General features: G+C 66.1%; 11 protein-coding genes and 1 pseudogene. 3 read left to right on the top strand and 9 right to left on the bottom strand.

The features are described from left to right. Positions 1–53: 53 nt before the first annotated feature. Together F2P45_RS06400 and F2P45_RS06395 are read left to right on the top strand one after the other, a co-directional pair. Positions 54–1,022, top strand: coding sequence for a DMT family transporter (locus F2P45_RS06400; RefSeq protein ID WP_166871631.1), 969 nt, complete (start codon positions 54–56; stop codon positions 1,020–1,022). After that, the gene (locus tag F2P45_RS06395) at positions 1,019–1,510 is read left to right on the top strand and encodes a GNAT family N-acetyltransferase (RefSeq protein ID WP_166871628.1); all 492 of its coding nucleotides are present in this window, start codon (positions 1,019–1,021) and stop codon (positions 1,508–1,510) included. Before F2P45_RS06400 ends, F2P45_RS06395 begins: the two co-directional genes overlap by 4 nt. A 239-nt stretch (positions 1,511–1,749) precedes the next feature. On the opposite strand, the gene F2P45_RS06390 is transcribed toward F2P45_RS06395, so the two are convergent. From F2P45_RS06390 to F2P45_RS06355, 8 genes are all read right to left on the bottom strand, one after another. Further along, positions 1,750–3,267 carry an ABC transporter permease/substrate-binding protein gene (locus F2P45_RS06390; protein WP_166871625.1) on the bottom strand — a complete coding sequence of 506 codons (1,518 nt, stop codon included), beginning with the start codon at positions 3,265–3,267 and terminating at the stop codon, positions 1,750–1,752. Positions 3,268–3,284: 17 nt separating this feature from the next. Next, the gene (gene hutI / locus F2P45_RS06385) at positions 3,285–4,508 is read right to left on the bottom strand and encodes an imidazolonepropionase (RefSeq protein WP_166871622.1); all 1,224 of its coding nucleotides are present in this window, start codon (positions 4,506–4,508) and stop codon (positions 3,285–3,287) included. Between the two features lie 3 nt (positions 4,509–4,511). After that, complete coding sequence (locus F2P45_RS06380) at positions 4,512–5,096, bottom strand: HutD/Ves family protein (RefSeq protein ID WP_166871620.1); 585 nt, start codon at positions 5,094–5,096, stop codon at positions 4,512–4,514. Continuing rightward, positions 5,093–6,466 (bottom strand): formimidoylglutamate deiminase, encoded by a 1,374-nt coding sequence (locus F2P45_RS06375; RefSeq protein WP_166871618.1) that lies wholly within the window; start codon positions 6,464–6,466, stop codon positions 5,093–5,095. Before F2P45_RS06375 ends, F2P45_RS06380 begins: the two co-directional genes overlap by 4 nt. Continuing rightward, the gene (gene hutG / locus F2P45_RS06370) at positions 6,463–7,251 is read right to left on the bottom strand and encodes an N-formylglutamate deformylase (protein ID WP_166871616.1); all 789 of its coding nucleotides are present in this window, start codon (positions 7,249–7,251) and stop codon (positions 6,463–6,465) included. The genes F2P45_RS06375 and hutG overlap by 4 nt, the downstream gene beginning before the upstream one ends. 58 nt (positions 7,252–7,309) lie before the next feature. Beyond that, on the bottom strand, positions 7,310–8,860 hold the full coding sequence (gene hutH / locus F2P45_RS06365; protein ID WP_166871614.1) for a histidine ammonia-lyase: 1,551 nt from the start codon (positions 8,858–8,860) through the stop codon (positions 7,310–7,312). A gap of 41 nt (positions 8,861–8,901) precedes the next feature. Beyond that, entirely contained in the window at positions 8,902–10,614 is a 1,713-nt protein-coding gene (gene hutU, locus F2P45_RS06360) for a urocanate hydratase (protein WP_166871612.1), read from the bottom strand. A gap of 119 nt (positions 10,615–10,733) precedes the next feature. Beyond that, positions 10,734–12,413, bottom strand: a complete 1,680-nt coding sequence (locus F2P45_RS06355; protein ID WP_166871610.1) for an amidohydrolase — start codon at positions 12,411–12,413, stop codon at positions 10,734–10,736. Between the two features lie 258 nt (positions 12,414–12,671). On the opposite strand from F2P45_RS06355, the gene F2P45_RS06350 reads away from it, so the two are divergent. Then, complete coding sequence (locus tag F2P45_RS06350) at positions 12,672–13,355, top strand: transposase (protein WP_166871608.1); 684 nt, start codon at positions 12,672–12,674, stop codon at positions 13,353–13,355. 49 nt (positions 13,356–13,404) lie between these two features. Here F2P45_RS06350 and F2P45_RS35575 read toward each other — a convergent pair. Next, a pseudogene (locus F2P45_RS35575) lies at positions 13,405–13,664 on the bottom strand (IS4 family transposase); the annotation flags it as partial.

Here is a 13,664-nt window from a genome sequence, read left to right as displayed (position 1 = left end):
TGGCGAATTGAGGATGACGGGCAGAAAGTTGCGAATCACCGTATACTTTCCGGATGTCATCTCCACTCCTCTTCGCGATCGCGGCCCTGATCTGGGGCTCCACCTTTTTTGCCATCACCTTGCAGCTGGGCGAAGTCGCGCCGGCGGTGTCGGTGGTGTACCGCTTCGGGCTGGCCTCGGCCACCCTGTTCGCCTGGTGCCTGCTACGCGGCGACAAGCTGCGCCTGCCGTGGCGCGCCCAGCGCTGGGTGATGCTGCAGGGATTTTTCACCTTCGCCCTGTCCTACGTGTGCACTTACGGTTCCGAGCAATACCTGGTGTCGGGCCTGGTCGCGGTGCTGTTCGCGCTGATGGTGTTCTGGACCCCGATCTGCAGCCGCATCGCCTTCGGCACGCCGATTTCGTGGCGCACCTGGGCCGCCGGCATGATTGCCATCGCCGGCGTGACGATGCTGTTCTACAACTCGATTGCCGGCGCCTGGAAAGAAATCGCCGGCGGCGGCACCGGGCACTTCCTGCTGGGCCTGATACTGGCCCTGGTCGCCACCATTGCCAGCTCGGCCGGCACGGTGGTCGTCGCCAAGGTGCGCGAGCAATCGTCGAATCTGATGCTGACCATGGCCTGGTCGATGTTCTGGGGCACCGCGATGGTGGTGGTCTGGGCACTCGCCACCGGCCAGCCATTCGTGCTGCCGAGCGCGCCGCGCTACTGGATGGCGCTGCTGTACCTGTCCCTGTTCGGCTCGGTGATCGCCTTCAACGCCTACTTCACCCTGATCAACCGCATCGGCTCGGCGAAAGCCGTGTACATCGGCGTGGTGACGCCCGTCATTTCCGTGCTGCTGTCGATCCAGCTTGAGCATTACCGCCCGGGTCCGGTCGAATGGCTGGGCATGGCCGTGTGCCTGGCCAGCGTGGCGTGGGCGCTACGCGCGCCGGCAACTGCGCCCGCTACCGCTTCTTCACCTTCAACCCAACCCGCGCCAGAAGCGAGCCTGGCCGCCATTCCCGAGGTTCCATGACTACCGATAACACTTTCACCATCCGCCCGGCGCAGCCATCCGACGTTGCCCACATCTACGGCATGATTGTCGAGCTGGCCGTATTCGAAAAACTCGAACACCTGGTCGTGGCCACCGAAGCGCAGTTGCATGACGCGCTGTTCGGTCCGCGTTCCTCGTGCGAGGCGCTGGTCGGCGAGGAAGATGGCGAGGTCGCCTGTTTCGCCCTGTTCTTCCACAATTTCTCCACCTTCCTCACGCGCAAGGGGCTGTACCTGGAAGACCTGTACGTCAAACAAGTTCATCGTGGCAAGGGCTACGGCAAGCGGATGCTGGCCGCGCTGGCGCAACTGGCGGTCGAACGCGAGTGCGGGCGTTTCGAATGGTCGGTGCTGGACTGGAACGAGAATGCCATCAACTTTTACAAGAGCATGGGTGCGCAGATCTTGCCGGACTGGCGCATCTGCCGCGTCGACGGCGACGCGCTGGGCAAGCTTGCGGCGGCCTGAAAAAGAAAAAGCCCACGGGCTAAAATCACCGTGGGCAAACCCATTTGTTTAGAATGGGGAGGGGAGACTGGAGACAATCTACGGCTTCACTATAGTTGCCGCTTGCAGCGATGTGGCGGGCCTTTACAATTGCTTACCTCTGTTTAGATGCGTAACTTGTTGTAAGCAATTATTACCCTCTGAGATTCGACGCGTTTGACGCGGCGCAAACGACAGCGCCGATCGTCAGGCGCGCAAGCCTAATTGCGGCGCGCGATCAAGCGTTCTCCTGCTTCAAACAAGCCCTGTGTCAGCAAGGCAAGCAGCGCCGCCGGAATCGCACCTGCCAGCAACATATCGTTATCGTTGAGCGCCAGGCCAATCGTGATGCGTTCGCCGAAGCCGCCCGCGCCGATAAAGGCCGCGATCGTCGCCGTGCCCACGCTCATCACCGCCGCCGTCTTGATGCCCGCCAGGATCACCGGCAGTGCCAGCGGCAGCTCGACATCGATCAAGGTCGCGCGCCGGCCCAGCCCCAGCGCCTGCGCCGCCGTGCGCAAGCCCTGCGGCACGCCCAAGAGACCGGTGCAGGTATTGCGCACGATCGGCAGCAGCGCGTACACAAACAGCGCCACCAGCGCCGGCACGGTGCCGATCATGCCCAGCACCGGAATGAGAATCGCCAGCAAGGCCAGCGACGGCACCGTCTGCAGCACGCCGGCCAGCGCCAGCACCGTTTGCCGCAGGCGCGGCGCAAAGGCGGCCACGATCCCGAGCGGAATGCCGACCAGGCAGGCCAGGATCACCGACGCCAGCACCAGCACCACATGCTGGCGCGTCAGGGTCCACATGCTGGCGTCGAACATTTTATCCAGCAGCCCGGCGCGCGCGGGACCTTGCGCAGGATCTTGCGCGGGACCTTGGGCAGCGCTGGCCGGGGTCAGCCAGTTCTTCGCCACGGCGGCGAAACTCTTCCCTTCCAGTTCGACCTGCGCGTTCATGGCGATCATCTGTTCGGCCGTGATGCGTCCTTCCAGCCTGGCGATGGCTGCCCACTGCCCGGGAAAGCGCTGCGGCGCGTCGAGCCGGTACAGCAGCATGGCGTCGTAGCGCGGAAAATAGCCCAGGTCGTCCTTGAGCACGCGCAGGCCGTATTGACGGATCTTGGCGTCGGTCGAGTAAATGTCGATCAGGTCGACCTGGCGCTGCGCCAGGGCCTCGTAGGCGATGCCGTGATCGAGCCCGCGCGGCGCGTGCGGCAGGCCATAGCGCTGCTTGAGGCCCGGCCAGCCGTCGGCGCGGCCGATGAATTCGTGCGACAGGCCGAACTTGAGGCCCGGCTGGCGCGCCAGGTCGGACAGGCTCGCGACATCGGTGCTGTCGGCGCGCATGGCCAGCGCGTAGGTATTGTTAAACCCGAGCGGCACCGCCACGCCCAGGCCCATGGGTTTCAAGGAGGCGCGCATCTCGTTGAGCGAACTGGCGCTGGCGTTCTTGAGGATTTCGAGGTCGATCGTGCCCATATATTCGGGATACACGTCGATGCTGCCGGCCTGCAGCGCGGCCAGCACGATGGCGGTATTGCCCAGGCCCTGGCGGTGTTCGGCCTTGCCTTGCGCGGCCGCGCTCTGGGTCAGCACTTCGCCCAGGATGTACGACTCGGTAAAGCGCTTGGAACCGACGCGCAGGGTGCCGCCGTCGGCCGCCGTGGCGGCGCCGCCGAGGACCAGCGTGAATATGGATAGCCAGCGCAAGGCCGTGGCAAAAAAGGTGCGCACGGCACTCTCCCGACAAATTAATCGGGCAAGCTTACCACCGGTTTGCGCAGCACGCCCGCATTGACGACAGCGCGGCAGGGGTTCAAGCCCATCGCGTACGACAGGTCGGCCGGGCGCGCGATGTCCCACAGCGCGAAATCGGCGCGCTTGCCGAGCGCCAGCGAGCCGATATCGCTTGCCAGGCCAAGCGCGCGCGCGGCGTGGATGGTGGTGCCGGCCAGCGCCTCCTGGGGCGTGAGGCGCCACAAGGTGCAGGCCATGTTCATCGCTAGCAGGATCGACGTCATCGGCGAGGTGCCGGGATTGCAGTCGGTGGCCACCGCCATCGGCACGCCGGCCGCGCGCAGCGCCGTCACGGGTGGCTGCACGGTATCGCGCAGGAAGTAGTAAGCGCCCGGCAGCAGCACCGCCACCGTGCCGGATGCCGCCATGGCGTCGATGCCGGCCAGGCTCAGATGCTCCAGGTGATCGGCCGACAGTCCGCCGAAGCGCGCCACCAGCTCGGCCCCGCCCTGGTCCGACAACTGCTCCGCATGCAGCTTGACCGGCATGCCGTGGCGCCGTGCCGCCTCGAAAATGCGCTCGGTCTGGGCATTGCTGAAGCCGATCCGCTCGCAAAAGGCGTCGACCGCGTCGGCCAGGCCCAGGGCCGCCAGTTGCGGCAGCATGCGCTGGCAGATCTCGTCCACATAATCGTCGGCGCGGCCGGCGAATTCCGGCGGCAGCGCGTGCGCGCCCAGGAACGTGGCCGACACGGCGACCGGCAGCACCTGCGCCACGCGGCGCGCCGCGCGCAGCATCTTGGCCTCGTCTTCCAGGGTGAGGCCGTAGCCGGACTTGATTTCGAGCGTGGTCACGCCTTCGGCCAGCAGGCTGGCCACGCGCGGCAGGCTCTGGCGCAGCAGCTCGTCTTCGGACGCGGCGCGGGTGGCGCGCACGGTGGACATGATGCCGCCGCCGGCGTTGGCGATGTCTTCATAGGTGGCGCCGTTCAGGCGCGCCTCGAATTCGTCGCTGCGGTTGCCGGCGTGGATGATGTGGGTGTGGCAGTCGACCAGGCCGGGCGTAAGCCAGCAGCCGCCGCCATCGTGCACGGTTCCCGCCTGCGGCGCCCCGGCGCGCGGCCCGAGCCAGGCAATCCGCCCGCCGCTCACCGCAATGGCGCCGTCGCGCAGTTCGCCGTAGCCCTGCTCCATGGTGGCCAGGTGCACATTGGTGAACAGTGCGTCGCAGGTCGTCATCGCTTAATCCTCATGGAAGTAGATATCGACGATGAAGATCGTCGCCTGGCCGGCTTCGAGCGTCCAGGTGGCGTCGCCCTCGAACAGCATGGCGTCGTAGCGCACCATGCCGATGCGCTGGTCGTCGCTGCTCACTTCCAGGCTCTCGCCCTCGGCCAGGAACAGAATGGTCAGGTCGGCGCGCGTGGCAAGGCCGGATATGCCCGACAGGCTGCGCTTGCCCAGCTGGTGCGAGCAGCGCTCGCGCCGCGTCATGACGTTGAAATCGGTGGTCGGCCGCGCACCGGCGGTGGCGAGCACCTGCGCCTCGCCGGCGAATTCGAGCACCGGCTCGTCTTCGCTGAGCACAAAGCGGCCGTCGCCCTCGATATCGAGCGTCACGCCCGGGCCGTCGACCAGCGCCAGGGTGCGGTCGATGCCCTCAAAAACCGAGAACGGCCCGCTGCTGGCGATGGTGGCCAGGCTGATGCGCCAGTCGAAGGTGTCGAGCCCCGCACCAGGGGGCGAGATGGCGATTTCGGTGGTGCTGCCGCCGCCGTTCTTCCACGGCGACGCCACCAGGCTGGCGTAGGGGATCAGGATTGTCATGGTCGTAGCTTGCGCAGTTCGGCGATGGTCTGTTTGTAGCGCTGCGCAATCGCCATTTGCGCAATGTGCTCGCGATGGCGCACGACCCAGCGGCCGCCCACCATCACATCCCTGACTAGATTGTCGTTACCGCAGAAGATAACACTGCCCAGCACATCGTCCGCGCCGATGCCGGCCAGGTTCGGATGCTCGCTGTCGAGCACCAGCAGATCGGCCCGTTTGCCCACCGCCAGCACGCCCACCGGGCGCCCGCTGGCCAGCGCGCCGCCGTGCAAGGCACTTTGCCACAAAAAGTCGCCCACGCGGCGCTGCGCTGGCGACGCCGCCACGTTGCGCTTCTGGTGCAGCAGGCGCTGGCCGTATTCGAGCCAGCGTAATTCCTCCACCGGCGACTGCGAAACGTGGCTGTCGCTGCCGATGCCGATGCGCCCACCCGCCGCCAGGAAGGGCGCGAGCGGGAACAGGCCGTCGCCCAGGTTGGCCTCGGTGGTCGGGCACAGGCCGGCCACGGCGCCGCTGGCGGCCAGCGCGGCGACTTCGCCCTCGTCCAGGTGGGTGGCGTGCACCAGGCACCAGCGCGCATCGAGCGCGACGTTGTCCATCAAATAGCGCACCGGGCGCTGGCCGGTCACCGTCAGACACTGTTCGACTTCGCCCTGCTGCTCGGCGATGTGGATGTGCAGCGGACGGGCCGCCGGCAGCGCCGCCAGCACCTCGCGGATCTGGCCCAGCGAGGCCGCGCGCAGCGAATGCGGGGCCACGCCGACTTCGACCTGGCTGCCGCGCAAAGGTTCAAGCGCCTCGACGATGCGCAGCACGTCGGCGGCATCGGTGCGAAAACGCCGCTGCTCGGGCGCCAGCGGCTTGTCGCCGAAGCCGGCGTAGCTGTACAGGACCGGCAGCATGGTCACGCCGATGCCGGTCATCTGCGCGGCGGCGACCACGCGTTCGGCCGTTTGCGCCGGGCGCGCGTACATCGTCCCATCCTGGTCGCGCTGCACGTAATGAAATTCGCACACCGAGGTGTAGCCATGGCGCAGGCATTCCGAGAACAGCTGCGCGGCGATGGCCTCGATATGCTCCGGCGTGATGTTGCGCGCGAAGCGGTACATCAGCTGGCGCCAGGTCCAGAAACTGTCCGGGCCTTCGCCGGCGGTTTCGGTCAGGCCGCCGAGGGCGCGCTGGAAGGCGTGCGAATGCAGGTTGACCATGCCGGGCAAAACGATGTCCGCGACCGGCTCGCCCTTGTGCTGCGCGCCCGGCGTAACCGCCAGCAGCGTGCCGCCGGCATCCCATTCGAGACGCACATCGCGCTGCCAGCCATCGGCCAGCAGGGCCTGGCGCGCGAACAGGACGCGCGGCTCGCTCATGCGCGCACCCAGCCCACGGCCGCTTCGGTCAGTTTGCGCAGCAGCGGCTGGACCTCGGCCGCGACATCCGGGCGGTAGGCGAACGGCGCGCTTTCGTCCATGTACAGCACCTGGCACATCTCCAGCTGGATCGCGTGCACGTTGACATCTGGCTGGCCGTAGTGGCGCGTGATGTAGCCGCCCTTGAAGCGGCCGTTGACGGCCACCGAAAAGCGGTCCTGCGCCTGCGCCACGCCGACCACGGCCTGTTCCAGCCCGGGCGCGCAGGAAGTGCCCTGGGCGCTGCCGAAATTGAGGTCCGGCAGGCGGCCCTCGAAAAAGCGCGGCACCCTTGATGCGATCGAATGCGCATCCCACAGCACCACCTTGCCGTGCAGCGCCAGCAGGCGGTCGATTTCGCAACGCAGCTGGCGGTGGTACGGCTGCCAGTAGCGCACCAGCCGTCCGCGCACGTCATGCTCGTCGGGCGCCTGGCCTTCCAGATACAGCGCCGTGTTGGCGAAGGTGTCGACCGGACAAAGCCCGGTCGTGTCCAGCCCCGGATAGAGGTTGCTGTCTTCCGGCGGGCGATTGAGGTCGATCACGTAGCGCGACCAGCGCGCCGCCAGGGTCGAGGCGCCCATCTCCCCCAGGAAGCCGTACAGCTGCGCCAGGTGCCAGTCGGTATCCGGACGCGCCAGCGCGTCGGGCGACAGGCGCGCCGCGATGTCGTCCGGGATGTCGGTGCCCACGTGCGGCATCGACACCAGCATAGGGATACTGCCCGCCTTGAAGTCAAAATCCATGATCGCCCACCTTTACCTTTCTTGCATGTTTGCCTGAGTAGTTGGCCTGGTTACCTGGTCAAGTGTACAGCGCCGCGAACAGCGGCTTGCAGGACGCACTCAACTCGCCGTTCAGCACCATCTGGCGCGCGGCCTCGATATCGGGCGCGAAGAAACGGTCGGCATCGAAGAACGGCACCTTGTGGCGCAGTTGCTGGTGCACGTGCTCCAGATGCGGCGAGGAGGTGAGCGGCCGATGGAAATCGATCCCCTGCGCCGCCGCCAGCAGCTCGATGGCGACAATCACCGCCGTATTGTGCGCCATCTCGTCCAGGCGGCGCGCCGCGAAGGTCGCCATGCTGACGTGGTCTTCCTGGTTGGCCGAGGTAGGCAGGCTGTCGACGCTGGCCGGATGCGCCAGCGACTTGTTTTCCGACGCCAGCGCGGCGGCGGTGACGTGGGCGATCATGAAGCCCGAATTGACGCCCGGTTCGCGCACCAGGAATGGCGGAAGGCCCGACAAGGTGGCATCGATCAGCAGCGCGATGCGGCGCTCGGCCAGGCCGCCGATTTCGGCGATCGCCAGCGCCAGCGTGTCGGCCGCGAAGGCGACCGGCTCGGCGTGGAAATTCCCGCCCGAGATGATCTCGCCGGTAGCGGCGAAAATGAGCGGATTGTCGGTGACCGCATTCGCTTCGATCAGCAGGGTGCGCGAGACGTTCGCGATCAGGTCCATGATCGCGCCCATGACCTGCGGCTGGCAGCGCAGGCTGTACGGGTCCTGCACGCGCTCGTCGCCGACCAGGTGCGACGCGCGAATCGCGCTCGACGCCACCAGCTGGCGATAGATGGCGGCCGCCGCGATCTGGCCCGGCTGGCCGCGCACTTCATGCACGCGCGCGTCGAACGGCGCGTCGCTGCCCTTGGCCGCGTCCAGCGACAGGGAACCGGCCACCATGGCCGCTTCCAGCAGGCGCTCGGTCATGAACAGGCCATGCAGCGCCAGCGCGGTCGACACCTGGGTGCCGTTGATCAGCGCCAGGCCTTCCTTGGGGCCGAGTACCACCGGCGCGATGCCGGCCGCCTTGAGCGCGTCCGCCGCTTCCACCAGTTCGCCGTTCACGCGCACCTGGCCCACGCCCAGCATGGCCAGGGTCATGTGCGCCAGCGGCGCCAGGTCGCCCGAGGCGCCGACCGAGCCCTTGGCCGGAATGGCGGGCATGATGCCGGCGTTGTACAGCGCGATCAGGGTGTCGATGATGAGCGGGCGCACGCCCGAAAAGCCGCGCGCCAGGCTGCCGATTTTCATCAGCACGATCAGGCGCACCACCGCGTCCGACAGCAGCGCGCCGGTGCCGACCGAGTGCGACAGGATCAGGTTGCGCTGCAGTTCTTCCAGCTTTTCGTCCGGGATGCGGGTCTTGGCCAGGATGCCGAAACCGGTGTTGATGCCGTACGCGGCGTCGCCCTTGGCGACGATGGCGTCGACCGCCGCGGCCGAGGCCAGGATGGCCGGGTAAGCCGATGGCGCCAGCGTGAGCGCGCCCGGTGCGGCCCAGACGGCGCGCAGGTCGGCCATGCTCATTGCGCCGGGAGTAAGGGTCCAGCCCTTGTTCGAAGTCGTGTTCATGTTTGCTCTGTTCAGATGTGCGAGGGTCGGAAGTTAACCCGTTATGGAACCATCGGCAGGTTCAGGCCATTGCGCTTGGCGCAGGCGACTGCCGTCTCGTAGCCGGCATCGGCGTGGCGCATGACGCCCGAGCCGCTGTCGTTGACCAGCACCCGCGCCAGCCGCCTAGCGGCGGCATCGGTGCCGTCGGCCACGATGACCACGCCCGAATGCTGCGAGTAGCCCATGCCGACCCCGCCGCCGTGATGCAGCGACACCCAGGTGGCGCCGCCGGCGGTATTGAGCAGCGCGTTCAGGAGCGGCCAGTCGGAGACGGCATCGGTGCCGTCGCGCATGGCTTCCGTTTCGCGGTTGGGGCTGGCGACCGAGCCGGTGTCCAGGTGGTCGCGGCCGATGACGACCGGCGCCTTCAGTTCGCCCGTGCGCACCATCTCGTTGAACGCCAGGCCGGCGATGTGGCGCTCGCCCAGACCCAGCCAGCAGATGCGCGCCGGCAGGCCCTGGAAGGCGATGCGCTCGCGCGCCATGTCGAGCCAGTGGTGCACCTGCTTCTGTTCCGGGAACAGCTCCTTGATCTTGGCATCGGTCTTGTAGATATCTTCCGGGTCGCCCGACAGCGCCACCCAGCGGAACGGGCCGCGCCCTTCGCAGAACTGCGGCCGGATATAGGCCGGCACAAAGCCCGGGAAGTCGAAGGCGTTGGCCACGCCCTGGTCCTTGGCCACCTGGCGGATGTTGTTACCGTAATCGACGGCTTTGACGCCCATGGCGTGGAAGTCGAGGATGGCCTGCACATGCACCGCGCAGGATGCTTGCGCGTCGGCGCTCAGGCGCGCGTGCTGCGCCGGGTCCTTCTGGGCGGCCTTCCACTGTTCGACCGTCCAGCCGCGCGGCAGGTAGCCGTTGATCAGGTCATGCGCCGAGGTCTGGTCGGTCACCATGTCGGGCACCAGGCCGCCGGCTTTGGCGCGCCGCACCAGCTCCGGCAGCACGTCGGCCGCGTTGCCCAGCAATCCAATCGAGACCGCTTCGCGCGCCGCCGTGTGCTGGGCGATCAGCGACATGGCGTCGTCGATGTCTGTGGCCTGCTTGTCGAGGTAGCCGGTGCGCAGGCGGAAGTCGATGCTGCTTTGCTGGCACTCGATATTGAGCGAGACCGCGCCGGCGAAGGTGGCCGCCAGCGGCTGCGCGCCGCCCATGCCGCCCAGGCCCGCGGTGAGGATCCAGCGTCCGCCCCAGTCGCCGCCGAAATGCTGGCGGCCCGCCTCGGCGAAGGTTTCGTAGGTGCCCTGCACGATGCCCTGGGTGCCGATATAGATCCAGCTGCCGGCGGTCATCTGCCCGTACATGAACAGGCCCTTGCGATCGAGCTCGTTGAAGTGCTCCCAGTTGGCCCACTTCGGCACCAGGTTCGAGTTCGCGATCAGGACGCGCGGCGCATCCGCGTGGGTCTGGAACACGCCGACCGGTTTGCCGGACTGGATCAGCAAGGTCTGGTCGTCTTCCAGTTCGCGCAGGGACGCCAGGATCTGGTCGTAGCAGGCCCAGTTGCGGGCCGCGCGGCCGATGCCGCCGTAGACCACCAGGTGCTTGGGGTTTTCCGCCACCTCCGCGTCCAGATTATTCTGGATCATGCGGTAGGCCGCCTCCGTCAGCCAGCTTTTGCAAGAGCGTTCGGTGCCGCGCGGGGCGCGGATCGTGCGGCTGGCGTCGAAGCGGGGATCGTCATCGAAACTGGTCGGATCGGTGGTCATGGCATCTCCTTCAAGAGTTTAGGGGCAGGCGCGTGCGCAAGCGCCACGCGCCTGCGTGCAGCTTCAAAGTCTAAGTTGTATATACAACCAAGTCAAATCATTTATGCGCCCCTGCGGGCTTACTCTTTTTTGAACACCTGGCGGCCTCCGACCCAGGTTTGCAGCACGCCGACCTTGTGGATATCGGCCGCCGGCATGCTGAACAGGTCCTGGTCGACGACGATGAAATCGGCCCACTTGCCCTTTTCGAGCGAACCGGTGGATTTTTCCTGGTGGCCGGCGTAGGCCGCGTCGAGCGTGAAGCAGCGCAGCGCCTCCTTGAGCGTCATGGCCTGGTTGGCATACCAGCCGGCGGCCGGCTGGCCCGCCGCATCCTGGCGCGTGACGGCCGCGTGGATGCCGAAGAACGGGTTGGACGACTCCACCGGGAAGTCCGAACCGCAAGCGATGCGCGAGCCCTGCTTGAGGAAAGTGCGCCAGGCGTAGGCGCCCTTGATGCGTTCCGGGCCGACGCGCTGTTCGGCCATGTTCATGTCGGATGTGGCGTGGGTCGGCTGCATCGACGGCACGATGCCGATGGCCTTGAAGCGCCCGATATCGGCGGGGGCGACGACCTGCGCGTGCTCGATGCGGTGGCGCAGCGCGGCGCCGCCCTTGCCCTTATGGCGCGCGATCAGCTGCTGGTAGCCGTCCAGGATCTGGCGGTTGCCGGCGTCGCCGATGGCATGCACGTTGACCTGGTAGCCGCGCCGCATCGCCTTGTCCATCATCGCGACAATCTCGGCGTTCTGGCGGAACAGCAGGCCGTGCGAGGCCGGTTCGTCGCTGTAGGGGGCGATCAGGGCGGCGCCGCGGCTGCCCAGGGCGCCGTCCGAATACAGCTTGACCGCGCGCAGCGCATACAGGTCGCTGGCGTAGCTTGTCAAAGGGCCCTTGGCCGAGAGCTGATCGAAGTCGGCGCCGACATCGCCGATCATGCCGTACACGCGCGCGGTGAGCTGGCCGTGGCTGGCGTAGTCGCGGTAAAGCGCATCCTGGCCGACGTTCACGCCCGCATCGTGCACGCTGGTCAGGCCCATTTGCGCGATCTGCCTGAGGGCGCGCTCGAGGACGACTCTGGCCTGGGCCTCGGATTGCTTGGGCAGGACCCTGGCGACCAGGTCCTGGGCGGCGTCGATCAGCACCCCGGTGGCATGGCCGTCGGCGTCGCGCACGATCTTGCCGCCGGCCGGATCGGGCGTGTCCTTGGTGATGCCGGCCAGTTGCAGGGCGCGCGTGTTGGCCCAGCCGGCGTGGCCGTCGACCCGTGCGAGCCAGATGGGGCGGTCGGCGACGGCGCCATCGAGTTCGGCGGCGGTGGGAAAGCGGCCCAGCTTCCAGATTTCCTGGTTCCAGCCGCGCCCGCGCAGCCAGGGGTGCGCGGGATTGGCGCGAGCGTACTCGGTGGCGGCTTTGAGGGCGTCGGCCAGGGTCGCGCTGCCGGCCAGGTCGAGCTGGGTGAGCATCTCGCCGAGGCCGAACACGTGGCCGTGGGCGTCGATCAGGCCGGGGAGGACGGTTTTTCCCTGCAGGTCGATGTGGCGCGCCTTGGGCGCCTTGGCGCGGGTCTGGGCGGCGCTGCCGACGGCCAGGATGCGGCCCTTGCCATCGAACGCCAGGGAGGTAAAGCGCAGCAACTCATTGCGGCTGTTGAGGGTGTAACCGTTGGCGTTATCGAGGACGGTGTCCGCCTGCGCCGGCGCGAGCGCCCCGAGGGCGGCGAGGATGGCGAAGCAGCACTGCAGAGGAATCGGACGCATCATTACTCCATTCGGTGGGCAAGACCAAAGTGTAGCGCGCTTTGCCGGGTCGTCAACGTGTTGCTTGACCGCTCGCCGCTAAACCGGGGTCAGAGCTCTGACTAGCAATTAAATTCTTGATCGCATGCTTTTCTCCACACCGGGGTCAGAGCTCTGACTAGCAATAACACGCGCACAATTGATGCATCACCAAGATCAGATCGCCTAAGACGTTAGGCTGGCGCAGCTTGCTCATCCCATCTATTTTCGGAGCACCTTATGCCCCGCCGAACCCGCTTGATTATCCCCGACGTTCCTCTTCATATCATTCAACGAGGCAATAACCGCTTGCCATGCTTTTTTGCTGAAGCGGACTATCTCGTGTATCTCGATATGCTTCGACTCTGCGCCCAACAGGCAGGATGCCGCGTTCATGCGTATGTACTGATGACGAATCACGTGCATTTACTGGTATCTCCACAGTCCTGCTCATCACCCGCCGTTATGATGAAGATGCTCGGGGAGCGATATGTTCCGTATGTCAATCGACGCCGCAACCGAACGGGCACGCTGTGGCAGGGCAGATATCACTCATGCCTGGTCCAGGACGCGCGGTATTTGTTTGTGTGTCAGCGCTATATCGAACTGAACCCGGTGCGGGCCGGCATGGTGGATCACCCGCTGGACTACCGGTGGTCGAGTTATCAAACGAACGCCTACGGCGAAGCAGACAACATTGTCGAACCACACGCCCTGTATGAAGCGCTCGGGACCGAGCGGCCCGAACGCGAGCTCAGGTATCGCGCCTTGTTCGAGGAAGAAATGCCTTGGTCAATGCTTGAGCAGGTACGCTATGCCACCAATCGAAACGCCGTGTTCGGCAGCGAAGAGTTCATTGAACGGTTGGCAATTACCAGAGGCACAGATGTAATGCCGAGACGTCGAGGTCGGTGCCGAGACTAGACCGTGGACAATCATTTCAATTTAGAGCTCTGACCCTAATGCCGTTAAGTTAAGCGCTTGACTTCAATCTGGTTACCGGATATCTCTGCGCTTTCGCTTTTACGCCCCGGTCGAACGTCCGATCGGGTCGGTAAGTCTTCAGATCGAGTACCAGCCTTTCCCGTAGTCGGCTTAAGGTGGCAGGGAGTTTTCCTTGGGCCTGAGTTGCTGCCGCGATGAACAACTCATATTGGATCGTGCGCAGTGCCAGCACAAAGCTGATGTCGGTAGGCTGGCACTTCGCTTCGAGAGCGGCCTTGGCGATTTCAA

This window comes from Massilia mucilaginosa (genome assembly GCF_011682145.1).
Lineage (GTDB): Bacteria > Pseudomonadota > Gammaproteobacteria > Burkholderiales > Burkholderiaceae_D > Telluria_A > Telluria_A mucilaginosa.
Note: the sequence above shows the minus strand (reverse complement) of the source record. Positions and strands in the feature narration are given on the sequence as shown.

Bases quoted from the DNA above. Each gene is read 5' to 3' on its own strand.
- F2P45_RS06400 (WP_166871631.1), top strand. From the start codon at position 54: ATGTCATCTCCACTCCTCTTCGCGATCGCGGCCCTGATCTGGGGCTCC.
- F2P45_RS06395 (WP_166871628.1), top strand. From the start codon at position 1,019: ATGACTACCGATAACACTTTCACCATCCGCCCGGCGCAGCCATCCGAC.
- hutI (WP_166871622.1), bottom strand. From the start codon at position 4,508: ATGACGACCTGCGACGCACTGTTCACCAATGTGCACCTGGCCACCATG.
- F2P45_RS06380 (WP_166871620.1), bottom strand. From the start codon at position 5,096: ATGACAATCCTGATCCCCTACGCCAGCCTGGTGGCGTCGCCGTGGAAG.
- F2P45_RS06375 (WP_166871618.1), bottom strand. From the start codon at position 6,466: ATGAGCGAGCCGCGCGTCCTGTTCGCGCGCCAGGCCCTGCTGGCCGAT.
- hutG (WP_166871616.1), bottom strand. From the start codon at position 7,251: ATGGATTTTGACTTCAAGGCGGGCAGTATCCCTATGCTGGTGTCGATG.
- hutH (WP_166871614.1), bottom strand. From the start codon at position 8,860: ATGAACACGACTTCGAACAAGGGCTGGACCCTTACTCCCGGCGCAATG.
- hutU (WP_166871612.1), bottom strand. From the start codon at position 10,614: ATGACCACCGATCCGACCAGTTTCGATGACGATCCCCGCTTCGACGCC.
- F2P45_RS06355 (WP_166871610.1), bottom strand. From the start codon at position 12,413: ATGCGTCCGATTCCTCTGCAGTGCTGCTTCGCCATCCTCGCCGCCCTC.
- F2P45_RS06350 (WP_166871608.1), top strand. From the start codon at position 12,672: ATGCCCCGCCGAACCCGCTTGATTATCCCCGACGTTCCTCTTCATATC.